This is a genomic window from Chitinophagales bacterium, assembly GCA_041392475.1.
Classification (GTDB): Bacteria; Bacteroidota; Bacteroidia; order Chitinophagales; family UBA2359; genus JAUHXA01.
The window spans coordinates 339,395-364,170 of record JAWKLZ010000002.1 but is presented as its reverse complement, the minus strand read 5'-3'; the positions used below and the strand labels follow the sequence as shown (position 1 = coordinate 364,170).

The window sequence follows — 24,776 nt, the reverse complement described above, 5'->3', positions numbered from 1 at the left end:
CAGTTTCATTATCTATCAAAAATAGTCTTCTTAGCAATACTCTGTTTGTTGTCAAGCCTTTCGATACAGGCGGCAATGGATTCCCTTTTGCTGCAAAAGTCGGAAAACTATCCCATTGAAGTCCGCACTTTTGATGAAGACAAGCTGCAAAATTACCTCAGCGACTCTGATTTTTACTACGACCGTCCACCACCTCAACCGAGTTTGATGCAACGATTTTTTGAATGGCTAAGGAGAGAAGAAAACAGTTCTTTCCTCAAAACGCTTGATTTTTTGTGGCGATACGGGAGGTTTGTTTTGATGATTGTGGTGCTACTTTATGTGGTTCAACGGCTACTCAATGCCAATTTTGCGACACTATTTATGAAAAAACCGAGTCAGCAAGGGCTTCAATATCAGGTGCTAGACGAAAATATCCACGAACTGAATTTTGACCAACTCATTGCAGAAGCCATCGAAAAACGGCATTTCCGCAGGGCTATTCGGCTGTTTTATCTCAAAAATCTGAAGCTAATGACCGATAAGGAGTTGATTCATTGGCGGCCCTACAAAACCAATTACGACTACCAATTGGAGCTAAACCATACACCGTTCAGTCAGCCTTTTTCACAATTGACTTACATTTTTAACCACATCTGGTACGGCAATTTCAAGCTGAACGAAACCCTGTTTGAGGAAGCAAAAGCGGAGTTTTTGGAGTTTGAAAGGTCATTGAAATGAGGTCAGGAATGAAAATGAAAAATATATTTTTGAGTTTCTGATTTGAAATTAGGCAATTCTAAAATACAATGTATTTGTTTCCAAAGTATTGTTTGAATTTGAGCTTTGAATTTGCCTTATACTACTCAACAAATGTATCCACCATCTTTTCTCCATCGCTGTAAATCAACAAAGCCTTCAAACCTTTTTGTGCTTCAATGAACTGTTTTGCCTTTTCGTAGCCCATCACCATACAGGCAGTTGCGATAGCATCAGCAGTCATACAATCTTTGGCAACAATGCTGGCACTCAACAAATTGGAGGGAGTGGCATAGCCTGTTTTTGGGTCAATGGTATGCACAAATTTTTGTCCATCTTTTTCGTAAAATCGGCGGTAGTTGCCCGAAGTTGCCATAGCTTGGTTTTCGAGTTGTATGGTTTCTTCAATTTCCGTTGTTGCAGCATTTTCTACAGGTTTGTTGATACCTACTGTCCACCATTCACTACGTGGATTTTTACCCCTTGCGACCACTTCACCTCCTACTTCCACAAAATAGTCGGTCAAACCTTTTGCTGCCAAAAAATCACCCACCAAGTCCACACCATAGCCTTTCGCAATGGCACTGAAATCGAGTTGTACACCTTTTTGTTGCCGAACCACAAAAAACTGCTGGCCTTTTTCGAGTAGGTTAAGGGATTTAAAATTAACCAACTGTTGTAAGGAATCAACCGCCATACTGTCCAAATCGGGTTTGGTTTTGTCCGCTCCAAATCCCCAATAATTGACCAAAGGCATTACTGTTGGGTCGAAATGTTCCTCAGTGAGTTGGTAAATTTCTTTGGAACGCCGAAAAACGGCTGCAAAAGTGGCATCTACTTCAATGGTATCTACCGTTTTGTTTTGATTGAAGGAGGATATAACGGACTTGGGATTGTAGGTCGAAACCGAAAAATCAAAAGCCTTGAAAACTGAGTCAATTGCCGTTTGGTGGTTTTGTTTTTCGGCATCTATGTAGGTGATGGCGTAGTATGTTCCCATTGTTTCGCCTTTGAACTGAACGGTGTTTTGTAGGCGTTCGGTTTTGGGGTCGGGTGATTGTTTGCAGCCAATGAAGGTGCATACAAGGAAAAAGGAGAGAAGGAGAAAAGGGTGTTTCATGTGTGTTGGGGTATTTTGGAACAGGATCAAAATTCAATTATTATTAATCGGTTAATAATCAATCATTTGCTAATCGTTACTTCTGATCAAATAAACCCAATTTCCTTCCAAATTCTTCTCCAAATCGGCGAATATCCATGCTTGCCTCTTTGTTGTTGGTAGCTCGGTTGAAGGTATCTGCCATGGTCATAAAGGTCTGGAAGAAAAAGTAGCTCATTTCATCAACTTGCATTTCTTTCGTCCACAAGTCGAGTCTTTGGGTGATTTTTGCCTCCCCATCCCAAAGTGCGACCATTGCCGCTTTGCAGGGTTTTGCCCCTTTTATAGGACTATCGGATGCATCCCAATCCATTGCCACAGGCATTTTGGCTTCGTTGAGGTGGATTTGTACTTTGATTTCTGTTGAACGGACTATTTTATCTTCGTTTGAATCTGCCATTGTTTGATTTTTTTGTGTAAGCTGCAAAGATAAGAAAGTCCAAAGGGCTTTGTAGGTGGATGATAAAAAAATGCCCCTGCAAAATTTTATTGCAGGGACATTTTTATTTGAAGTAAAAAGGAAAATTAGATTTTACAACCACCTAACCAACTCAAAATCTTGTTTGTGAGGCAAGAGTGAGTTTTGTGGTACAATGCGGAATCCATATTCATAGACACCCGCTTCCGTAGCTTCGATTTGGCATTGGAAAGTCGCATAATCGGCTTTGTGATCGGTCAGTTTTAGCTTTCGCTGGTGAATCAATTTGAGGTTGTCTTCGTCTTCTCTTTGGAAGAAAACAATTTCTACATCAAAATCTGTCACCTTCATTCCATTCAGTTGGAAGGTGATAGAAGCATTGAAGTGATCGCCCAAAGGCAAGGAATGATTGTCGGTGTCATAGACATCCATAGACACAACATCCAATTGTGACCAAACACTGCGAAGGTTTTGTTTCCAAGCGGTGATTTCTTTTGCTTTCTCAAAATCGTTGGCTGCCAACAGTTTCCCTCTCGTATAAAGTTTGTTGTAGAACCGCTCAAAATAGTGGTCCATCATGCGTTTCATGGTGAAATCTGGAGCAACTTCTCCGATGATTTTGCGGATAAAACCTACCCAAGATTCAGAAATTCCGTGCTCATCAGTATGGAAATAGGTCGGAATGATTTCTGTTTCGAGGACGTTGTAAATCGTTTCAGCATCCAACTCGTTTTGCAACTCTTGGTTGTTGTAGGTACGTTTGTCGGTCAATGCCCAACCTGCATCGGGGCGGTAGCCTTCTGCCCACCAACCGTCTAACACGCTGAAATTCATTACCCCATTCATTGCAGCCTTCATGCCACTTGTACCAGAAGCTTCTTTTGGACGAGTCGGTGTGTTCAACCAAACGTCTACTCCTTGTACCAACAATTTGGCAGATTCCATGTGGTAATTCTCCAAAAACAAGATTTTACCTGCAAATCTTGGGTCTTTCGATACTTCTACAATGTGCTTGATAAGTGCTTGTCCACCTTTGTCTGCGGGGTGAGCTTTACCCGAAAAGACGAACAATACAGGCTGTGTCACATTGTTCACGATTTTGGATAAACGATCCAAATTGGAGAACAAAAGGTGGGCACGTTTGTAGGTTGCAAATCGGCGAGCAAAACCAAATATCAAGGCATTTTCGTTGATACCGTTCAGCACTTCAAAAATAGTTCTTGGATTATTGCCTTGTCGCATCAAATCCGCTTGAAGTTTGGTTTTGATAAAACTGAGGAGTTTTCGCTTCAATTTGCGACGAATGTCCATGATTTGTTGAGAAGATACTTCATCAATGGTTCTCCAATGTGTTTTGTTGGATTGGTCGTGAACCAATTGATTGTTGGTCAGTTTTTTGTGCAGTTCAGACCATTCGTTAGCAATCCAAGTAGGATAGTGAACACTGTTGGTTACATATCCCACATGTAGTTCTTCATAGTTGAAGGCAGGATACAATACATTGAACATTTTTTGGGAAACCGTACCATGTAGCTTACTCACTCCATTGACTTCTTGCGAAAGTCGAATAGCTAAGTGGCTCATAGAGAATAACTCATGAATGTCATCAGCATTTATTTTACCCAAAGCCATCAATTGTTCCCATGTGATGTTCAGCCCTTTTGTATAGTGGTACAAATAGTTTCTCAACAAACCTTCGTGGAAATAATCATGGCCTGCGGGAACAGGCGTGTGTGTGGTAAACAAAGCCGAAGAACGCACAACTTCTACCGCTTCTGCAAAACTCAATTCGTGTTCCTCGATGAGGTTCTGCAAACGCTCCAAGCCCAAAAATGCGGCGTGTCCTTCATTGCAGTGATAGACATTGGGTGCGATGTTCATGGCCTTCAATGCCCTAACACCTCCAATGCCCAGTAATATTTCTTGTTTCAAGCGGTGTTCGTTGTCACCACCGTACAAACGATGGGTCAAACTACGGTCTTCCCAGCTATTTTCGTCAATGTCGGTATCCAACAAATAGAGCTTGATGCGCCCTACATTGAGTTCCCAAACTTTGGCAAATACGAATCTTCCAGGGAGTTCGATGGTGATTTTTACCCACTCATCTTTGTCATTTTTGACGGGTTGGACGGGAAGTTGGGTAAATTTTTGAGGTGGATATTTATCTGCTTGATCACCATATAGCGAAAGTTCCTGTTGAAAATATCCATAACGATAGAGCAATCCTACAGCCGACATATCTACATTCATATCGCTGGCTTCCTTCAAAAAGTCACCTGCCAAAACGCCCAAACCACCTGAATACAAGCGCATGGAAGTATGCAGACCATATTCCATGCAGAAATAACCGATTTTTGGCGAATTTTCGGTTGGCTTTTCTGCCATATAAGCGGTAAACTGTGCTGCTACTTTTTGAAGTTTGGTCATGAATGCCTCATCTGCCAATAGTTTTTTGGCTTGATTCACACCAACACTTTGTAGCAATTCTACAGGATTGTAGTGAATGGCTTCCCACTGATCTCCTGCAATGTATTCAAACAATTCAATTGCCTCTTGATTCCATGACCACCAAAGGTTCTGCGCCAATTCTTTGAGTGGCTGCAAGTCTTTTGGGAGGTTGGACTCAATGAAAATTCTCTTGAGTTTCAGACGGTTGTCTTGTAACTGTCCTAACATGGTATTTTATTTTTTGTGAATAATTCAGATTGTTTTAGGCAAGCGACAAAGATACGGTTTATTTTTGGTTCTCAACTCAACACTTTTATTATTTTAGACTTTGGACGAGGGAGTAAAGAGGCAAGAAACAGGAATTTAATTGACTGATAATCAAATATTTGAACTTAATTATTTCAATGAATTAAGATTTTAATTATCAATTCTTTATATCTCGCATCTTGCTTCCTACTTCTTTCGTCCAAAGTCCAGTATAATTTCAATCTGCTCCAACAATCCGTCATTTGCCCCTTCTATTTGCTTCCAAAAACCCATATTTGCTTGTACTGCAATCCATTCCTGTTGTACCAATTTCTGCAAATTTTCACCATTTTCCATTTCCTTTAAGAAATAGCTATATTGATCCTTTGCATCCATTTGATTAAAGCGGTCAGAAGATTCAATTTTACCAACATATTCCTTCCCATAAAAAGCAGCCGTCACTTTAATCTCACCAACAATTTGCCCATTGAACTCCTGCAATTGCTCGGCAGGAATCCACAGTTCATTGTGTTCATGTCCACCCACATTCTGCACTTCAAATTGCTGGAGGTACGCACTTGAAATCTCAAATTCGGTCACAAAACCACAAAATCCAGAACCTGCATCTTTGGTATTCCAATCATGAGCGATTTGGGCGGCATAGTCGAAGTTGAGAACAGGGTAAAAAATCGGCTGCCACGACAATCGAGGTGGATAGGCGTGAGGATTTGCGCTCAGAATGAGTTCTAATTCTTTGAGACCGATGGGGCGGTAGAGACGTTGGGTTTTCATGGATATTGGATATTGGATATTGGATATTGTTTTAGCAAAACCTTTGAAGCATATAAATAGTTTCATTGCTTCAAACACAATCCAAAAAACCCTATTTTGTCAGAAAAATAGCAGATTTCCCTTCACCATAGTCATTACATTTTTTTCATAGAAACTATTGGTATATTTGTAGCCCTCTCTCTCTATTGCTCAAAATGTAATATGCCTTGCTTATACCGAAGGTTTTAATAGAAATAGGTGTCTAAACCATACCCTAAGTTTGAAGCCCTATTTGTTGTTCATTCCCTAACAGCCCTCTATTTTACTAAACTGACAATCAAACTACTTTGCGCCAATGCTATCTCTAATGTAATCAGAAAAATAGGATTGGTTTTGACAAATAAACGGCTTCAATGATGAGAGTATTACTAATTTTTGTGTGCATTCTCTTTACATCCTCTATTGCCAATGCACAAATCTACAACATGAGTAACAACAGTGTGACAGATGTCACTGGCACACTGTACGATAGTGGCGGACCGAATGGAGATTATGGCAACAACCAGGATTTAGTCTTTACGATATGTCCCACAGTCACCTGTGAATGTTTGGTATTAGAATTCGACTATATAGACCTTGAATTTGACAATGGAGGTTTTTTCGGAGGAGGACCTAATTTTTACGATTTATTGTATGTTCACAACGGCAATTCCACAAGCGCACCACTCCTCGCAACCCTTCAAGGAACTTCAGGGCCTGTCAATATATATGCCGATAGCGGCTGTGTCACCCTTCATTTTGATTCCGATGGATCTATCAATTGGGACGGTTGGGAAGCCTCATGGAGTTGTTCCAGTGAATGCCCATCCATTCTGAGTACCAGTACATCCGAATACAGTGTCACCGAATTGGTCGAAGACCTTTTTGTATCAGGAAGTTGTGTAGATGTTTCCAACATCACCTTCACAGGCACCTCAGGCGCAGTAGGGAGTTTTTCAAGTGGTGGAGCCATTGGCATTGGAGAGGGAATCGTTTTGTCCACAGGTTATATAAACAGTATTCCAGGTATCAACAACTCCTCTGGCATTACAGACGATTTACTTGCTTCAGGTGATTCAGATCTAAATACCATCGTTTCTAGTTCTGGTCAAGCAACTGAAGATGCCTCTGTATTGGAATTTGACTTTGTTCCTACCACCAACGAAATTAGCTTCAATTATGTATTTGCCTCTGATGAGTATCCCGAATATGTTTGCAGCGAATACAACGATGTTTTTGCCTTTTTCATCTCTGGCCCTGGGTTCACTGGCAGCCAAAACATTGCCTTAGTCCCAGGCACATCTATCCCCGTAGCCATCAATTCTGTCAACAACGGATCAGTTGGAGCAGAAGCTGATTTCCCTGACTGTACCAGCCTCGACAATTCCGCTTATTATGTAAACAACATAGGAGGGGCAAGTCTTGAATTTGATGGTTTTACGACCGTCCTTACTGCCACAGCCAATGTCACTCCCTGCCAAACTTACCACATCAAACTTGCCGTTGCAGATGTGGGTGACTCCTTCTTTGATTCTGCGGTATTTTTGGAAGCCAACAGTTTTGCAGCAGGAGAAGGCGCATTGGTTTCAGCCACTATCAACAGCTCGCCTACTGCCTCCAATGAAATGTACGAAGGTTGTCAAGATGGATTCTTTCTTTTTGAAAGAGGCAATACCGAAGATCTTAGTCAACCATTTACCATAGATTTTGTAGTGACAGGAACTGCAACAGCAGGTGTAGATTACACACCGCTCCCCAGTTCTGTTATCATTCCAGTAGGACAAACCAGCGTTCAAATTGACATTACCGCTTTCTTAGACGGTATTTTTGAAGGTCCAGAAACCATCATCGTTACCGTTCTCAACAACTTTTGTATATGTGATGATGCGGGGTCTTTGCCTGCCGAAATCATTATTTTAGACAACTCTCTATTAGAAGCAGAACTGACCGAACAAAGCTACTGCTTCAATGACCCTGCAACACTCGACCCAAACCCCTCTGGAGGTATCGAACCCTATACCTACCAATGGAGCAACGGTGCATCTACTCCCTCCCTCAACTTCAATGTGGTGGCGGGCACATCAGGAACGTACACCGTCACCGTTTCTGACATCTGCGGCAATAGTGCTACCTCTGCTGTCAATGTCACTTTTGAACTTCCTCCCCCCCCCATTGACATTATCGCACCTTCGATTTTGTGTGGTGATAGCGAGCCAATTACCTTGCAAGCCTCCGAACCAGGCGGCGAATGGTCAGGTGCAGGCATCACAGATGCCAATGCAGGCACTTTTGACCTTGCTGTTGCCCAAGCAACTGTTCTGCCCCCCTTTTCGGTTACATACACTCTCACCAACAATTGCGGAAGTTCCACCGAAACCATCAGCTTCAATTTTGAAGATCAGCCAACCGCTAATATCAGTGGAACAGGCTTGTTGTGTCCTGGTGAAACCGCAGACATGAATTTAACCGTTTCCTTTACAGGTGAAGCACCTTGGTCATTTACCTATGCTATTGATGGGATAGTTCAAGCACCTATAACCAATATTACCAACAATCCTTATGCTTTAATCGTCAATAGTGTGGGCGATTACACACTCATTGAGTTGAACGACAGCAACTGTAATGGCATTATTGACGGCTTGGCTTCCATTGAAGAATTTACACCTCCCAACATCATACTCAGTGGAGGCGGCACACTATGCAATGACAACGATGTAGTCAATATTGAGTTTACAATCTCTGGCGGTCAAGCTCCTTTTGACCTTGTTTATACAGATGGCACAAATAACTTTACCTATTCTTCTGCAAGCGGTTCATTCATTTTAGATGCAACCGTTTCAGGTACCTATGAAATCATCAGCATCACAGACTCAAATGGATGTGAAGGCACATTCTCAGGTACACCAGAAGTTGCAGTCAGTAATTTGAACATAAACAGCGCAATACCCAGTCCTGCCAGTTGTGGCAACAACGATGGAGGAATTGATAATGTTCTCGTATCAGGAGGTACAGAACCATATACCTTTTTCTGGTACGACCAAACCGACACACAAATCGGCAATACCCCCAGCCTAACATCAATTGCAGCAGGTAACTACACCCTAATCGTTAGTGATGGACTGTTTTGCACCGATACCTTAGTAGTTGTGATTGACGAAAATACACCTCCTATTCTAAGCGCAGGAATAGCAACCAATGCGCTTTGCGGCGCAGATAATGGCAGCATTACAGGCGCAAGCGTAAGCGGAGGCACAGAACCGTACTTTTATTTTTGGAAAGACGAACTCGGTAACATTATCAGCAACAACATAGACCTTGAAAATGCCTTTGCTGGAAACTATACCCTAATAGTTGGTGACATAAACGGTTGTCAAGATAGCCTTCAAATGAGCATTGCAGACATTCCTCCTCCAACATTAATAGGTGGAAATCCCAACAATGCAAGTTGTGGAAACAGCAATGGTAGCATTACCAGTATTGGCATACAAAGCAGTGCACCTCCATTCAATTATGTCTGGACAGACGAAAATGGAAATGAAGTGGGTGAAAATGCTATTGACTTGATGGATGTTCCCGCAGGAAATTACAGCCTTTTGGTAACAGACGGCAATGGTTGTACCCAAACCCTCGATTTCAATATTGAAGATACGAGCCCTCCCCAAATCAACAGTGCTGCTATACATCCTTCGACTTGTAGCGAAGCCAATGGCGCAATCACAGATATTTTCATCAATGGCGGAACTGCTCCTTTTTTCTACGAATGGCAAGATGAAAATGGAAATGTCATTGAAGACGACTTGTTCTTATACGGCGTTTTGGCAGGAAATTATACATTGATAGTCACCGATATCAACGGCTGTGCTGACACATTAAGTTATACCATTATGGATGAACCCAGCCCTACACTTGAAGGCGGCGAAACAACACCCACCATTTGTGGAGCAGACAATGGTAGCATCACCAACATCAGTGCCGAGGGCGAAAGCCCCCCTTTTGAATACCAATGGACAAACAGTAACGGTGAAGTAGTAGGCAATGAACTGGAGCTACAAGACGTAGGTTTGGGAGATTACACATTGCAGGTGACAGATGCCAATGGCTGTACTGATGTAATTTCTTTTGCAGTACTCGAAGTACCCGTTCCTATATTGACAGCAGGTATTGCTACACCCTCAACTTGTGGTGACAGCAATGGCAAGATTGAAGGAACACAACTCTCAGGAGGTATCGAACCTTTCACCCTCGAATGGCGAAACGAAGCAGATAGCCTCATTGCTACTTCATTGAACCTAGAAAATACTTTGGCGGGAATCTATACTCTCACTGCAATGGATGGCAATGGATGCACTACAAATATCAGCATAGAAATCATGGACATTCCTCCTCCTCAATTATCAGGTGGTGAAATCTTGCCTTCTTCTTGCAGCAACAACGATGGTGCTATCAATGGTATTGAAGTAAGTGGAGGCACAGGTGAATTGGTGTATGAGTGGCAAAATCAGGCTGGTGAAATTTTGGGTAATGAACTACAACTGAGCAATATTCCACAAGGAAATTACACCTTGCTGGTCAGCGATGAAAATGGTTGCGAAACTGAGATTAACTTCAATATTATAGACCTCGAAGCTCCACAACTTATTGGTGGTGAACTGCAAAACACAACTTGCAGCGAAGCCAATGGGAGCATAACCAATGTTGCCTTAGAAAGTGGAGTTGCACCATTCACCTACGAATGGCAAGACGGAACTGGCGAAGTTTTGGAAACAGACAATATTACCTCTTCTCTACTTCAATTGAGGGATGTCGTGGCAGGAACTTACACTCTTATTGTTACGGATAGCAAAGGTTGTGCGGTCAGCCTTCAATTTGATTTGGAAGATATGCCTTCACCAAAATTGAGTCTTGGAACAGCTACCGAAACGATTTGTGGAGAAGCAAACGGAACGATAAGTGGCGTAAGTATTGAAGGAGGAACTGAGCCTTTTACCTTAGAATGGAAAAACGAAACGGGTGAAACGCTTGGCAATGAATTGGACATAGAAAGTTTGCCCACAGGAAATTATACACTACAAATAACTGACTTCAATGGCTGTTTTCACAATATCGAAATGTTTGTACCCGAAGCTTTGCCACCTCAATTGCAGGGTGGAGAAGTCACTTCAACGACTTGCAGCGAAGCCAATGGAAGCATTGAAGGAATTGAAGTGTTGGATGGAGCAGAACCTTTTGAATACAGTTGGTTGAACAATTTGGGAGAAATAGTGAGTAATGAAAATTTTTTGACCGATGCAGTGGCAGGCAGTTACACTTTGGAGATCTTGGATGCCAATGGTTGTTTGACCTCCATTCAATGGACAATTGAAGACCAAATTGCGCCTCAACTTTTGGGCGGCAATGTTTTACCTTCTTCTTGTGGCAAGGCAGATGGAGCGATTCAAAACATTGAAGTGAATGATGGGACGGGTGAACTGGTCTATGAGTGGCAAAATACAAGCGGACAAATCGTTGGTAATGAATTGAATTTGACCGACATTGCAGCAGGTGAATACACGCTCATAGTAACAGACGAAAATGGATGCAGTGTTGAGGCGAGTTTTACCACTTTTGATGAAGCTGCGCCACAACTAAGTGGTGGGGTAATCAATTATTCCAACTGCGGACAAGCCGATGGAGGTATTACTGATATCAGCATTGAAGGAGGCACAGAGCCCTATACTTATGCTTGGGTAAACGAAAATGGTGAAACTTTTGGAAACGACATTAGCCTTTCGGCAATACCTGAAGGGGTTTATACGCTGACTGCAACGGATGTGAGTGGTTGCATCACTACTTTGAGTTTTTATATAGTGGACAATCCTCCCCCTGGATTGCTTGGCGGTTTGGTTACGCCAACAACTTGCAGCGAGGCAAACGGAAGTATTCAAGGCATTGAGGTAGAGAACGGAGAAGGGTTGCTGACTTTTTCTTGGCGAGATGGCAACAACAATGAAATCAGCACTGAACTACAATTGACAGACGTTTCGGCAGGTATTTATACCATCTACATCACCGATGAAAAGGGCTGTCAAGATGAAATGCAATACGAGATTCCAGACCAAGTTGCGCCGCAAATCATTGAAGGTTTGGTGGACAATGCACGATGTAGTGAAGCAAATGGAGGCATATCTAATGTGGTGATTGAAGGGGGTGTTCCTCCTTATTCCTTCAATTGGCGAGATACCGAAAGCAATGCCTACGAAAACACAGGAACAGGAACGGATGCGAATTTGCTGAATGTGGCGGCAGGGGATTATATTTTGGAAGTGACGGATGGAAATGGTTGTCGGGCGAATTTGGATTTTGAAGTCTTGGATGAAGCAAGCCCAACGGCTTCGGGCGGATTGGTGAATGCTTCGACTTGTAGTGATGCGAATGGCAGCATTGAAGGGATTGACATTGAAGGGGGTACAGCACCTTTCAACTTTGAATGGTGGGATGTGAACGGCAATGTGGTCGGAACGGAGGAGGTTTTGAGTGAGGTAGTTGCAGGGAATTATACGGTCATTATTACGGACGACAATGGCTGTGAAACGGATTTGGCGTTTGTGATTGCCGACATTCATGCACCAACTCTGAGCGAAGGAACAGTGGATTTATCTTCTTGTGGCAACAGCGATGGTGGTGTGTTGGGCGTAAAAATTGAAGGAGGAGAAGAACCTTATACTTACCGATGGGAAAATGCGGAGGGAGAAGTGTTTGGAAATGAAATAGATTTGACCAATGTGGCGGCAGGAGAATACACTTTGACTGCAATAGATGCGAATGGCTGCGAGGTTAGTTTGGGTTTCAATGTGTCGGATGTCGGCGCACCTGCAATCAGTGGAGGGGTGGCGAATCAAACTATTTGTGGCAGTACTGACGGACGCATTACAGGCGTTGAAGTGAGCGGTGGAACAGGCGTTTTGGTGATTACTTGGGCAGACGCATCAGGGATTGTTTTGGGCGAAAATGTGGATATTTATGGACTTACAGCAGGAGAATACACCTTGACTGCCGAAGATGAAGGCGGCTGTATTTCCTCCAAAAATTTCGTGATTGAAGACATTCCTCCTCCTTCTATTTTGGGCGCAACTGTTAGTCCTGCAACTTGTGGGGCAAGTGACGGACGGATTACGGCATTGGTAGTACAGGATGGAACTGAGCCGTTTGTGTATGAATGGCATTCTGGCGAAACGGATGAAATCATCGGCAATGAAGCCAAAATAAGCGATTTGGCAGCAGGTACTTACTTACTTCTTTTGACGGATGCCAACGATTGCAGCGACAGCCGAGAATTTTTGTTGGAGAATTTGGATGCCCCTGAATTGAGTTTAGAAAATGTGACCGTTTCGGACTGTGTGGAGGAAGGGACAGGTTCGGCAACAGTGAAGGTTTTGGGTGGCACTGCTCCTTTCAATTTTGAATGGGACACTGACCCACCACAATTTACACCAACTGCTACAAATCTACGTCCTGGCATTTACAATGTGAGTGTGCGAGATGGCAATGGCTGTTTGGCTTCAATTCTAGTGACCGTACCTGGCTTCATTCCTCCTCCAATTGTGGGTTGCAGCTATCAAACGACTGATAGTTTGGAGTTTGTGTGGACAGCGGTAGTGGGTGCAATTGGTTACAGCATCGAAACCGATTTGGGGATTACCGATACGGTTTCGGCAGATGAATTGTCGTATTTGTTGGCGGGAATTGACGATGATTTGACGGTGGTGATTTCGGTAACGGCATTGGGGCCAGACAATTGCAGCAACAGTGAGGTGGCGATTCAATCTTGTGCAACTTTGGCGGATTGTCCTGATTTGGAGTTAGCGATTGAAGTTTCGAATGATGTTTTTTGTATCAATGAAGCGGCAGTAAGTTTGAAGGCTACGCCCGAAGGTGGTGTTTTTGAAGGAACAGGATGGAACGGCAGTGCTTTTGACCCAACGCTTGCAGGGATTGGCGAACACACGATTACCTACACCTATATAGACGAAATGGGTTGCGTTTTTTCTGCTAATCAAACAATAACCATTGTGGATGAGCCAATTGCGGCAATGGCAATGCCTGAGGTGATTTGTTTGGGTGAAACGGCTACGCTTTCTTTTGTGGGTAATTTACCCGATGGCTCGACCCTTCAATGGGATTTCGGCAATGGCTCGACCTCCAATGAAGTAGGTCCGCATACGATTGACTGGACTTCAACGGGCATTTATGCGATAGCATTGAGCGTGGACAATGGGGTTTGTGTGGATGAAATAGTCTTGGATTTGGTGGTTTCGGATATTAGTGTAGAAGTGTCAGATATTCAGATGATTAAGAGCGGAACAGTGATTGACTTGGGTGCAACGGTGAACTCCGATTTGGGTGAAGTTATCAGCCTTGAATGGTTGCCTTCACTCGATAACCTCACAGGCTGCAACGATTGTCTAAACACGACCGCACAACCTTTTGATCCAACGAATTATACCATCATTGCTACAAACGAATATGGTTGTTCGGCAACCAATGAGGTATTTGTGGACATCCTTCCTGTTCCGATTCTGACCGTTCCAAATGCCTTTTCTCCGAATGGTGACGGTATCAATGATGTGTTCCAAGTGCAAGGTAAAAACATTGAAAGTGTGGAGTTTAAGGTATTTAGTCGTTGGGGTGAAGAATTGTTTGTAGGCTATAGCTTGGACGATTTTTGGGATGGTACATACAAGGATGAAAATGCAGAATTGGGTGTTTATGTGTTTTATGTACGGGCATTCTCGTTTGATGGTGAGGAGGTGTTTGTGAAGGGGAATATTTCTTTGATACGGTAGTGTTTCGGACAAAAACTTCGGAAGTTTCAGCTTGTTAAATATTGATTATCAAAAAGATAGCGGCATTATTTTTCTAAGACCGAACTTCTGAAGTTTACTTTCACAGATTTTGAGTAAGAATTTTATTTTGTGGGATTGTTGTATGCAAATACCCCCTATTTCAATCTAGTGTCTGAACGGAATCTTGCAAGGAGTTCACAGTCAAACTATTGGATGCAAAAAATCATTTGAACTTTTTTGGATTTTCAAGAATACCAATACCTTCAATAAATTCCTAATGAATTAGGAACAAGTTATTACAAGAATATAGAATCTTCGTGAAATATAGGCAAAAAGTTCGCTTGTTTAAACAATTAGTTATGTTTTGATAGTCAAATGATTGAGAGTTTCCGTTCAGGCACAATCTATTCAAACACAAAAAAAGGTGCTAACCAAACATCACATTCGGTTAGCACCTTTCAGGTAAAATATGCATAATCAGTGAGATGATTTGAAAAATCAATCAAATCAATCGTTACAAATTACCAATAACTAAATTATCTTCTATTGCGGTCATCTCTTCTACCACCGCCGCCTCGGTTGTCTCTTCCTCTATTATTGTCACGACCTCTATTGTCACCTCGGTTATCTCTACCTCGGTCGCCACCACGATCACCACCTCTATCGCTGTCACCATAAGGGCTTTCGAGCAATACTTTTCGAGACAATTTGAATTTGCCGCTGCGTTGGTCAATATCCAATAACTTCACCTTTACTTTCTCACCGACTTCAAAAACATCGTCCATATTCTCCAATCGTTTCCAAGAAATTTCGGAGATGTGTAGTAAGCCCTCTTTTCCACGCATAAATTCTACAAATGCGCCAAAGTCAACCACACTTTTAACCGTACCTTCATAGATTGTACCTACTTCTGGCACTGCCACCAATTCTTCAACCCACTTCACTGCGGCATCAATAGATGCTTTATTGCTAGAAGAAATCATCACTTCGCCACGTTTGTTTTCAGCATCTTCCTGAACCACGATGACCGTTTCTGTTTCTTTCTGAATCGCTTGAATCACTTTACCACCAGGTCCGATAATCGCACCAATCATATCCCCAGGAATGAAAATTTTCACAATACGAGGTGCATGAGGTTTCGGTTCAGAACGAGGAGTATCCATAATCTCATCCATTTGAGATAAGATGTGTAAGCGTCCTTCCCTTGCTTGATGCAATGCTTTTGTTAAAATTTCGTAGGGTAATCCTTCTACTTTGATATCCATTTGTACCGCACAAATACCATTTTTTGTACCTGTCACTTTGAAGTCCATATCTCCAAGGTGATCTTCATCACCCAAAATGTCGGACAATACGGCAAAGTCATTACCATCGGTAATCAAACCCATTGCGATACCCGAAACACCCGTTTTGATTTGTACACCCGCATCCATTAATGCCAATGAACCAGCACAGACCGTTGCCATAGAAGAAGAACCGTTAGATTCCAAAATATCAGATACCACACGAATAGTGTATGGATTGTCTGCATCATCAGGCATCACCTGCTTCAAAGAGCGCATGGCCAACATACCGTGTCCAATTTCTCGACGACTTGTACCCCTCATAGGTTTTGCCTCGCCCGTAGAAAATGGAGGAAAGTTGTAGTGTAGCATAAAATTGGAGAAAGAAAGTCCAATAGCTTTGTCGTGCATCTGCTCATCTTGTTTTGTACCAAGTGTACAAGTTGTGAGTGATTGCGTTTCCCCTCTACAAAACAATGCACAGCCATGGGGAGAAGGTAAGATACCTGTTTCAATCAACAAAGGCCGAACCTCATTCAGTTCTCTGCCGTCCAATCTTGTACGATCGGTCAAAATCATCTTGCGGATAACCTCCTTTTCTACTTTGTGGAAATATTTTTTAGCCAAGTCCATTTTGCCGGAATCAGGTTCTTCTTCTTCCCCAAACATGGCTTCAATAACTTCATCTTGAATAGTAGAAAACGACTCCTGACGGTCTTTTTTGCTCAAAGCACTTTTGGCTACTTCATATACCTTATCGCTAGCCAATTCTGCGACTTGAGCATATAATTCTTCATCACCTTCCGGCAATTCAATTTCACGTTTTTCTTTGCCACAAATTGCACGCAATTCGTTTTGTGCTTGACATTGAATTTTGATAGCATCATGACCAAATCGAATCGCTTCTACCAAATCTTCTTCCGAACATTCATGAGATTCACCCTCGACCATCATCACGTTGGCTTCAGTTGCTCCCATTAAGATATTCAAATCTGCTTTTTCAACCTCTGAAACCGATGGATTGATTATCAATTTACCATCAATACGAGCAACTCTCACTTCCGAAATTGGGCCATTGAAAGGAATATCTGATACAGCAATAGCAGCAGAAGCCGCCAAACCTGCCAAGGCATCAGGCATCACTTCCACATCAGCCGAAATCAAAGAAATTAATATTTGTGTTTCATTGTAGTATTCATCAGGAAACAATGGGCGCAAGGCTCTATCTACCAAACGACATATCAAAATTTCGTATTCAGAAGGTCTGGCTTCACGTTTGAAGAATCCTCCAGGAATACGCCCCGCTGCTGCAAATTTTTCTTGGTAATCAACGGATAACGGGAAAAAATTCATTCCTTCTTTTGCTTCTTTCTTAGATACCACCGTAGCTAACAAGACGGCATCTCCCATACGTACAAGCACAGCTCCGTCTGCTTGTCTGGCTAATTTACCTGTTTCTATAGTTATTTCTCTTCCATCTCCAAGGTCAATCGTTTTGGAGAATACCTTCCAATTGCTCATAAGCTATTTTTAAAGGGTTTAATGAATGCGACAACCGCATTTTGATTTAATTTAATATCTATCAATTTTTTAAGTATATTCATCTGATAAAGAATAAGCCAAAGCAATACTGAATGGTCTATTCGAGGCTACATTGTAGGAGGGATAGCGACTTTTTATGATTCAGTCAGCCTTTTCTTTCAAAAACAGAAAGTAAAATCTTACTTCAATAAGTAGGGTGTGAAATGCAAGATTATACGCATAAAAAAATGAGAATAGAAATTGAGGTAATTCCCTTCAAATTTCTATTCTCATTTTGGCTGGATGTTATTTCCTCAATCCTAATTTTTGGATAATGTTTCTATAACGAGTAATGTCAGTTTTTTGAAGGTAACGTTGGAATTTACGTCTTTTTCCTACCATTGTAATCAAAGCTTTTCTGGTTACATGGTCTTTTTTATTTCTTTTCAAATGCTCTGATAAATGAGCAATTCTTTTGGTTAGAATTGCAATTTGTGCTTCAAAAGAACCTGTATTTGTTTCTGCACCGCCAAACTCTTTGTACATTTCACGTTTATCCGCTGACGATAAATAAGTAGTTTCACTCATGTTGATTAATCTATTTTTTATACTTTTTTAAAATTCTTCAAATTTGGTGCAAAAATACGCTTTTTTATACAATTTTGCTACAAAATAGATAATACAATGAAAAAACAAAAAATAGTTGTCTTGACAGGTGCTGGAATTAGTGCCGAAAGTGGAATTGCTACCTTTAGAGGGAGCGGTGGATTGTGGGAAGGTCATGATATTATGGAAGTAGCTTCACCAGAAGGCTGGAAGAAAAACCCCAAACTGGTGCTGAACTTCTACAACCTTAGACGTGCCGATGTCGTAAAAGCACAACCCAATGATGCTCACAAAGCATTGGCGAGGTTGGAGGAAAAATATGAAGTGCAGATCATTACCCAAAATATCGACAACCTTCACGAAAGAGGCGGTTCCTCCAATGTGCTACATTTGCATGGGGAAATCACCAAAGTTCGCAGTACCCGCTACCCTGAACTTATCTATGATATAGGTGGAAAGGCAATTCAAATGGGCGACCTCTGCGATAAAGGAGCGCAACTGCGTCCACACATTGTATGGTTTGGAGAAGCAGTACCGATGATGCAAGAAGCTACTTTTTCGACTTATGATGCCGATATATTTATAGTAGTCGGAACTTCAATGGTCGTATATCCTGCAGCTTCCCTGATTCACTATGTAGAGGATAGTGTTCCCAAGTATTTGATAGACCCATTCATTCCAGAGAGTGTCTACCACATTCGCAATTTGACCACCATTGAAGAAAAAGCAACAGTTGGAGTGACAAGATTGGTGGAGAGATTGTTGGAAAAATAAGTTTTTTCGCTGTACCTTAGATGTTGCCTAAAACAGTAAACAGAAATAAATAATTCGTTATCAACACAATGAAAGTTTTTAAATTTGGAGGAGCATCAGTACAAGATGCCCAAGCGATTCGCAATGTAGCAGCAATATTACAACAGTATAAAGACGAAAAATTGGTAATTGTAATTTCTGCAATGGGCAAAACCACCAATAGTTTAGAGGACGTTACCAATGCCTACTACGATCAAACAGGACGAGCCATCGCTCTTTTTGAAACTATAAAGGAGGAATTATTGGCAACAGCATCAGCTCTTTTTGAAGTTGTTCCCGAAGCATTGAAGGAAGATTTAGTGGGTATTTTTACCAAGATTGAGGAATGGCTCAACAAACACAACCGAGTTCCCTTCAATTTCATTTACGACCAAATCGTATCAGCAGGCGAGTTGCTTTCTACCACACTCATCAGCCATTTTTTGAGAGCCGAAGGTACTGCCAATCAATGGATAGACATCCGAAATCACATCAAAACCGATAATACCTATCGAGAAGGGCAGGTGAATTGGTCTGCTACTACCGCCAATGTACAAGCAGCCTTCCCATCTATATTGAACAAGGAAATGATTGTCACACAAGGCTTTTTAGGGGGAACAAATGAAGGATTTACCACCACTCTTGGGCGAGAAGGTTCCGATTATACAGCTGCAATTTTGTCCAATGTTCTCAATGCAGATTCCATGACTGTCTGGAAAGACGTGCCTGCTATCTTGAATGCCGACCCAAGAGTGGTCAAAGAAACTGTCAAGATTCCTAGATTGTCGTATTACGAAGCCATCGAAATGACTTATTACGGCGCAAAAGTCATTCACCCCAATACCATCAAACCCCTTCAAAACAAGAACATTCCGCTTCATGTACGGTCTTTTATAGACACAAGTGCTGTTGGTACAACGATTCACGGCGACGAATCTCGTGAACCGTTGCCGACCATCATTGTTTTCGACCGAGAACAATTGCTACTGTCCATCTCCTCCAAAGATTTTTCTTTTATGGCAGAAAACAATTTGGCGCACATCTATGAGTTATTTGCCAAATACCGCATCAAAACCAATTTAAGTCAAAATGGTGCGATTAGTTTCAAAGCTTGTATTGACAACAAACCCAACCGAATCAAGGAGTTATTGGTGGATTTATTGAAGGATTACAACCTTCAAACGACCGCCAATGTTGAAATCATTACTTTGAGGCATTATACTCCTGCTTCTGTGAAAATCTATACCAAAGGAAAAGATATTTTAATGACTCAAAAAGGCAGAGATACCTTGCAAATGGTGGTGAAGGCTTAGTACAACAAAAATTAAACTCCCATCCTTTTTGGACTTTGGACGAAAGACATAAGTAGAAAGACAAAAGAAGTAAATATTTGGTTATGAGTAAATTGCATTTTTAATGCAATTTTACTTAATTCCTTCGCCGTCAATGATTTAAAACTTCTTGTCTTATGTCTTTAATCTTTCGTCCAAAGTCTAAATTGACTATTTGGTAATGTTTTTTTACAAAAGTCACTTGAAGCAACAATAGTTTTCACAAATCCTTCATCCGCAATAATGACACCTATCTTTTCCCAAAAGTCAGTAATCCCTGCAACTTTGGCAGTCAAAATAGCTTGGCATAGGATATGATAGCATAGAAGCGATACAAACATTTTTTAATTTCACAAATCAAAATTATTCAGAATATGAGCCTTAATATTAAGCCATTAGCTGATAGAGTAGTGATAGAACCTGCCCAAGCAGAAACCACAACTAAAGGTGGAATCATCATTCCAGATACTGCAAAAGAAAAGCCACAAAAAGGCATTGTAAAAGCAGTTGGCCCAGGTAAAAAAGATGAGCCAATGATGGTTCAAGTAGGCGACACAGTATTGTACGGCAAATATGCAGGTACAGAATTGACAGTTGACGGTAGCGATTACCTTATCATGCGTGAGTCTGATATTTTTGCAGTAGTCTAAATCTTTGGACGGTGGACGGACAACGCTTGACGGCGAACGACTGCTTTACAAATAAAAAGGTTTAACTCTTAAAATTTTAATAAAAAACATAGTAAAAAATAGCTTATAAAATTATGGCGAAGTTAATTAAATTCAATACCGAAGCAAGAGAAAAATTGAAAAGAGGTGTAGATGCTCTAGCTGATTCGGTAAAAGTAACTTTGGGTCCTAAAGGGCGAAATGTAGTAATCGAAAAGAAATTTGGCTCTCCAATCATCACCAAAGACGGTGTGACAGTAGCCAAGGAAATTGAATTGGAAGATCCAATGGAAAACTTGGGCGCACAGATGGTGAAAGAAGTAGCTTCTAAAACTTCTGATGTGGCAGGTGACGGTACGACTACTGCAACGGTTTTGTCACAAGCTATCGTGACAGCTGGTTTGAAAAGCTTGGCTGCAGGTGCAAATCCTATGGATTTGAAACGCGGTATTGACAAAGCAGTGAAAGTAGTAGTAGAAAGTCTTCAAAGTCAATCACAACAAGTGGGTGACGACAATAAAAAAATTGAGCAAGTCGGTACTATCTCTGCAAATAATGATGCAGAAGTTGGTAAATTGATTGCTCAAGCGATGGAGAAAGTGAAGAAAGAAGGAGTCATCACTGTTGAAGAAGCCAAAGGTACAGATACCTATGTTGAAGTAGTGGAAGGTATGCAGTTTGACAGAGGATACTTATCTCCTTACTTTGTGACCAATGCCGAAAAAATGGAAGCGGATTTGGAAAGCCCTTACTTGTTGATTTACGACAAAAAGGTTTCCAGCATGAAAGACTTGTTACCTATTTTGGAAAAGGTAGCACAAACAGGTCGTCCATTGTTGATCATTGCAGAAGACATTGACGGAGAAGCATTGGCTACTTTGGTGGTAAACAAAATCCGTGGTGCGCTGAAAGTTGCAGCAGTGAAAGCTCCAGGTTTTGGTGACAGAAGAAAAGCCATGTTGGAAGATATTGCCGTTTTGACAGGTGGTATTGTGATTTCTGAAGAGCGTGGCTACAAATTGGAGAATGCTGACCTAACTTTCTTAGGTCGTGCAGATAAAGTGGTCATCAACAAAGACAATACAACGATTGTGGATGGTAAGGGTGACTCTGAAAGCATTGCTGCAAGAGTTGGTCAAATCAAAGCACAAACAGAATCTACTACTTCTGATTACGACCGTGAAAAATTGCAAGAGCGTTTGGCTAAATTGTCAGGTGGTGTAGCAGTATTGTATGTAGGCGCACCTACTGAGGTCGAAATGAAAGAAAAGAAAGACCGTGTGGACGATGCACTTCACGCTACTCGTGCAGCTGTTGAAGAAGGTATTGTTGCAGGTGGTGGTGTTGCGTTTATCAGAGCCATCGCTTCTTTGGAAGGTTTGAAAGGTAGCAATGACGATGAAACAACTGGTATCGAAATCGTGAAACGTTCTATTGAAGAGCCTTTACGCCAAATTTGTGCCAATGCTGGTTTGGAAGGTTCGGTCATCGTACAGAAAGTGAAAGAAGGTTCAGGCGCTTTTGGCTTCAATGCTCGTACTGAAACCTATGGCAACTTGCTCGAAGAAGGAGTAATTGACCCAACCAAAGTTACCCGTGTTGCTTTGGAGAATGCAGCTTCTATCGCCAGTATGTTGTTGACGACCGAGTGTTTGATTGTGGACAAACCACAAGAAGAAGCTCCTCACATGCACGGCGGAGGCGGAATGCCAGGCGGTATGGGTGGTATGATGTAAGAGAATGATTGGAGAGTAAATACTGGATGTTTTTACTTCCTGTATGCATTCTTTGATATGCAAATAAACAATCCCCCTTTGTCTTTTATAGACGGAGGGGGATTGTTTATTTGATGGTTATTATTTTTTTCAAAAAGATGTCACATTTATACCTTGAATGGTCACGCTTCAATTAGTGATTGGATTTAAGAGTCTTAAGTTTCGCACCTACTTTTTTACTGAAAAAGAGGCTTAAAATAATTATATACAATCGGCTTAAATGAGCTAAATCTTTGTAAATTACTCTCCTAAATCTCGAATTCCATTTAAGGAAAGCACTTTTTCGTCACTATAATTACTGTAAATAAATATTTATAATTTATTTACACACAAAGTGTTTTGAAGGAAATTAACTTGTTTGTTAAAGAGGAAAAACAGCATAAAATATGTATATTTGATTCACTATAAACAAAATACAAAAATTATGCTGCCTGATTGCAAGATACAAAAAGTACACGAAATTAAAAGCCTACTGAAAAAAAATAATATTGTAGATGCTTTAGCCCGAGCTTATGAACCCTTTCAATTGAAAAGCTTGTGCTATCCCTTAGACTTACTCAAAACCCAAGGTTATCCTATTTCTGTGCTAATGCTCACACTGCTGCTGCTTCCTTTTTTGGGAGTCGATAGTATTCATGGATTCTCGAATGGTGCTTACAGTCATGTTTTTGAAGGAGCAAAAGATTGTTTGTATCGTTTAAAAAACAATGAATGGATAAATTGGCGTAAGCTTCTATACCGATTTAATAAACGCTATAATGAGCTGGCTGACAAACATATGGTGAAATTGAGTGAGGAGGAAAGAAAAGGGATGAAACCGAAGTACAAGTGTTTGACTGCTGATGATAGCCCAGTGAACCATACAGGCAAAACCATCGAAGGTATCAGTAAAGTTCATGACCATTCTCTCAAATGTACTGTTTTGGGCTTCAAACTCTTGGTCTTAGGCTATTTTGATGGAATCAACTTTCGACCTTTAGATTTTTCCTTGCACCGAGAAGGGCAAAATCGCCAACGCTATCGTTTTGGTTTACCTGTTAGGGCGCTCAAAAAACAATATCGTAAAATTAGAGCTAAATTATCGGCAGGTTATGAACGGTTTAAGGAATTGGATAGGGATAAGAATAGCCAACTAATCAGCATGATAAAAAGAGCATTGAAACATGGATATGTACCTGATTATGTGTTGTTTGATGCTTGGTTCTGCTGCGAAAAAACATTGAAGGCTATCCGTTTACTTCGACAAGGAGTCATTCACATAGTGGCTGCTTGTAAAATGGGCAATGCCAAATACAACTATTTATCCAAAGAAATGTCAGCTGGGCAGATTTTAAAAACATTGCGAAAAGTTCATAAACGTAAGCCCAAAAGATGCCGCCTACTTGGGTGTTATTATTATACCGTGGTGGTGGATTATAAAGGTATGGAAGTCAAGTTGTTTTTTGTTAGGTATACTAAACGAAGCAAATGGAGACTTTTACTGACTACCCAAACAAGCCTTCGTTTTACTCAGGCTATGGAAATCTATGCTATTCGATGGTCTATTGAGGTCTTTTTCAAAGAAGTAAAGCAACTTTTAGGTATTCAAAAATGTGCTTCCAGAGATTTTGATGCTCATATTGCTCATACCACTTTAACTTTGATTCAATATGTTATGTTGAGTTTGCATAAACGCTTTTCAGATTATGAAACGATTGGCGGCTTATTCAGAGCTATCAGAGACCAATATATTCAAGCAACGATTGCTCAAAGGCTGTGGCAAATCATGATTTCTATTCTCACACGATTGGTTCAAAAGATAGAATGTGATATGGAACTGGTCTTGCAGTTAATTATTCATGACAACGATTTCAGGCAATTATTTTCGGGTATGGTGCAGCTTAAAGTACAAGATGAATAGGAGATAAGCATTTGTTTAGAACCTAAATGGAAAAACATAACTAAGTGGCTTATTTACAATTATTTATAATCTATCAACATCTATAAATATCTTATATTAAAACATAAAAACAATTAACTAACAAATGCTTACTTTTTTAAGTGGCGATGCGAAACTTAAATAAGAGTAAACCTATAATACTATAAATTTCAAATGTTTTTATAACGAGTATTAATTGCCAACAACTTTGGCTATTTGACTTTGGGAATCAGTAAAAATA

At 41.1% G+C, this 24,776-nt stretch carries 14 protein-coding genes; 7 read left to right on the top strand and 7 right to left on the bottom strand.

Annotation, left to right across the window (positions count from 1 at the left end; genetic code table 11):
* The first annotated feature begins 48 nt into the window (after positions 1 to 48).
* Positions 49 to 720 carry a hypothetical protein gene (locus R3E32_14975; GenBank protein ID MEZ4886036.1) on the top strand — a complete coding sequence of 224 codons (672 nt, stop codon included), beginning with the start codon at positions 49 to 51 and terminating at the stop codon, positions 718 to 720.
* Positions 721 to 841: 121 nt separating this feature from the next.
* Here the strand turns inward: R3E32_14975 and R3E32_14970 are convergent, their stop codons facing one another.
* From R3E32_14970 to R3E32_14955, 4 genes are all read right to left on the bottom strand, one after another.
* Positions 842 to 1,858 carry an FAD:protein FMN transferase gene (locus tag R3E32_14970; GenBank protein MEZ4886035.1) on the bottom strand — a complete coding sequence of 339 codons (1,017 nt, stop codon included), beginning with the start codon at positions 1,856 to 1,858 and terminating at the stop codon, positions 842 to 844.
* 76 nt (positions 1,859 to 1,934) lie between these two features.
* Complete coding sequence (gene gldC, locus R3E32_14965) at positions 1,935 to 2,297, bottom strand: gliding motility protein GldC (GenBank protein MEZ4886034.1); 363 nt, start codon at positions 2,295 to 2,297, stop codon at positions 1,935 to 1,937.
* A 132-nt stretch (positions 2,298 to 2,429) separates the two neighbouring features.
* Complete coding sequence (gene glgP / locus R3E32_14960) at positions 2,430 to 4,991, bottom strand: alpha-glucan family phosphorylase (GenBank protein ID MEZ4886033.1); 2,562 nt, start codon at positions 4,989 to 4,991, stop codon at positions 2,430 to 2,432.
* Positions 4,992 to 5,216: 225 nt separating this feature from the next.
* Complete coding sequence (locus R3E32_14955; GenBank protein ID MEZ4886032.1) at positions 5,217 to 5,801, bottom strand: hypothetical protein; 585 nt, start codon at positions 5,799 to 5,801, stop codon at positions 5,217 to 5,219.
* A 464-nt stretch (positions 5,802 to 6,265) separates the two neighbouring features.
* Between R3E32_14955 and R3E32_14950 the strand changes: the two genes are divergently transcribed.
* Positions 6,266 to 14,641 carry a choice-of-anchor L domain-containing protein gene (locus tag R3E32_14950; GenBank protein MEZ4886031.1) on the top strand — a complete coding sequence of 2,792 codons (8,376 nt, stop codon included), beginning with the start codon at positions 6,266 to 6,268 and terminating at the stop codon, positions 14,639 to 14,641.
* 536 nt (positions 14,642 to 15,177) lie between these two features.
* Here R3E32_14950 and pnp read toward each other — a convergent pair.
* Both pnp and rpsO read right to left on the bottom strand, forming a co-directional pair.
* Positions 15,178 to 17,445 (bottom strand): polyribonucleotide nucleotidyltransferase, encoded by a 2,268-nt coding sequence (pnp, locus tag R3E32_14945; GenBank protein MEZ4886030.1) that lies wholly within the window; start codon positions 17,443 to 17,445, stop codon positions 15,178 to 15,180.
* 306 nt (positions 17,446 to 17,751) lie between these two features.
* Complete coding sequence (rpsO, locus tag R3E32_14940; GenBank protein ID MEZ4886029.1) at positions 17,752 to 18,033, bottom strand: 30S ribosomal protein S15; 282 nt, start codon at positions 18,031 to 18,033, stop codon at positions 17,752 to 17,754.
* Positions 18,034 to 18,129: 96 nt separating this feature from the next.
* Between rpsO and R3E32_14935 the strand changes: the two genes are divergently transcribed.
* Together R3E32_14935 and R3E32_14930 are read left to right on the top strand one after the other, a co-directional pair.
* Positions 18,130 to 18,825 (top strand): NAD-dependent deacylase, encoded by a 696-nt coding sequence (locus R3E32_14935; GenBank protein MEZ4886028.1) that lies wholly within the window; start codon positions 18,130 to 18,132, stop codon positions 18,823 to 18,825.
* Between the two features lie 68 nt (positions 18,826 to 18,893).
* Positions 18,894 to 20,156: an aspartate kinase gene (locus tag R3E32_14930; protein MEZ4886027.1), complete on the top strand. Its 1,263-nt coding sequence runs from the start codon at positions 18,894 to 18,896 to the stop codon at positions 20,154 to 20,156.
* Between the two features lie 161 nt (positions 20,157 to 20,317).
* Here the strand turns inward: R3E32_14930 and R3E32_14925 are convergent, their stop codons facing one another.
* Positions 20,318 to 20,515, bottom strand: coding sequence for a hypothetical protein (locus R3E32_14925; GenBank protein ID MEZ4886026.1), 198 nt, complete (start codon positions 20,513 to 20,515; stop codon positions 20,318 to 20,320).
* 33 nt (positions 20,516 to 20,548) lie between these two features.
* Here R3E32_14925 and R3E32_14920 point away from each other — a divergent pair, with 33 nt between their 5' ends.
* The 3 genes from R3E32_14920 (at position 20,549) to R3E32_14910 (ending at position 24,517) form a co-directional block, all read left to right on the top strand.
* On the top strand, positions 20,549 to 20,824 hold the full coding sequence (locus R3E32_14920; GenBank protein MEZ4886025.1) for a co-chaperone GroES: 276 nt from the start codon (positions 20,549 to 20,551) through the stop codon (positions 20,822 to 20,824).
* Positions 20,825 to 20,937: 113 nt separating this feature from the next.
* On the top strand, positions 20,938 to 22,578 hold the full coding sequence (groL, locus tag R3E32_14915; GenBank protein ID MEZ4886024.1) for a chaperonin GroEL: 1,641 nt from the start codon (positions 20,938 to 20,940) through the stop codon (positions 22,576 to 22,578).
* Between the two features lie 463 nt (positions 22,579 to 23,041).
* A complete protein-coding gene (locus tag R3E32_14910; GenBank protein MEZ4886023.1) occupies positions 23,042 to 24,517 on the top strand; it encodes a transposase in 1,476 nt (491 codons plus the stop codon).
* The last annotated feature ends 259 nt before the right edge of the window (positions 24,518 to 24,776 follow it).

What these genes read in the sequence shown, in the direction of transcription:
- R3E32_14970 (MEZ4886035.1), bottom strand. Translation starts at nt 1,858, where the DNA reads ATGAAACACCCTTTTCTCCTTCTCTCCTTTTTCCTTGTATGCACCTTC.
- gldC (MEZ4886034.1), bottom strand. Translation starts at nt 2,297, where the DNA reads ATGGCAGATTCAAACGAAGATAAAATAGTCCGTTCAACAGAAATCAAA.
- glgP (MEZ4886033.1), bottom strand. Translation starts at nt 4,991, where the DNA reads ATGTTAGGACAGTTACAAGACAACCGTCTGAAACTCAAGAGAATTTTC.
- R3E32_14955 (MEZ4886032.1), bottom strand. Translation starts at nt 5,801, where the DNA reads ATGAAAACCCAACGTCTCTACCGCCCCATCGGTCTCAAAGAATTAGAA.
- R3E32_14950 (MEZ4886031.1), top strand. Translation starts at nt 6,266, where the DNA reads ATGAGTAACAACAGTGTGACAGATGTCACTGGCACACTGTACGATAGT.
- pnp (MEZ4886030.1), bottom strand. Translation starts at nt 17,445, where the DNA reads ATGAGCAATTGGAAGGTATTCTCCAAAACGATTGACCTTGGAGATGGA.
- rpsO (MEZ4886029.1), bottom strand. Translation starts at nt 18,033, where the DNA reads ATGAGTGAAACTACTTATTTATCGTCAGCGGATAAACGTGAAATGTAC.
- R3E32_14935 (MEZ4886028.1), top strand. Translation starts at nt 18,130, where the DNA reads ATGAAAAAACAAAAAATAGTTGTCTTGACAGGTGCTGGAATTAGTGCC.
- R3E32_14930 (MEZ4886027.1), top strand. Translation starts at nt 18,894, where the DNA reads ATGAAAGTTTTTAAATTTGGAGGAGCATCAGTACAAGATGCCCAAGCG.
- R3E32_14925 (MEZ4886026.1), bottom strand. Translation starts at nt 20,515, where the DNA reads ATGTTTGTATCGCTTCTATGCTATCATATCCTATGCCAAGCTATTTTG.
- R3E32_14920 (MEZ4886025.1), top strand. Translation starts at nt 20,549, where the DNA reads ATGAGCCTTAATATTAAGCCATTAGCTGATAGAGTAGTGATAGAACCT.
- groL (MEZ4886024.1), top strand. Translation starts at nt 20,938, where the DNA reads ATGGCGAAGTTAATTAAATTCAATACCGAAGCAAGAGAAAAATTGAAA.
- R3E32_14910 (MEZ4886023.1), top strand. Translation starts at nt 23,042, where the DNA reads ATGCTGCCTGATTGCAAGATACAAAAAGTACACGAAATTAAAAGCCTA.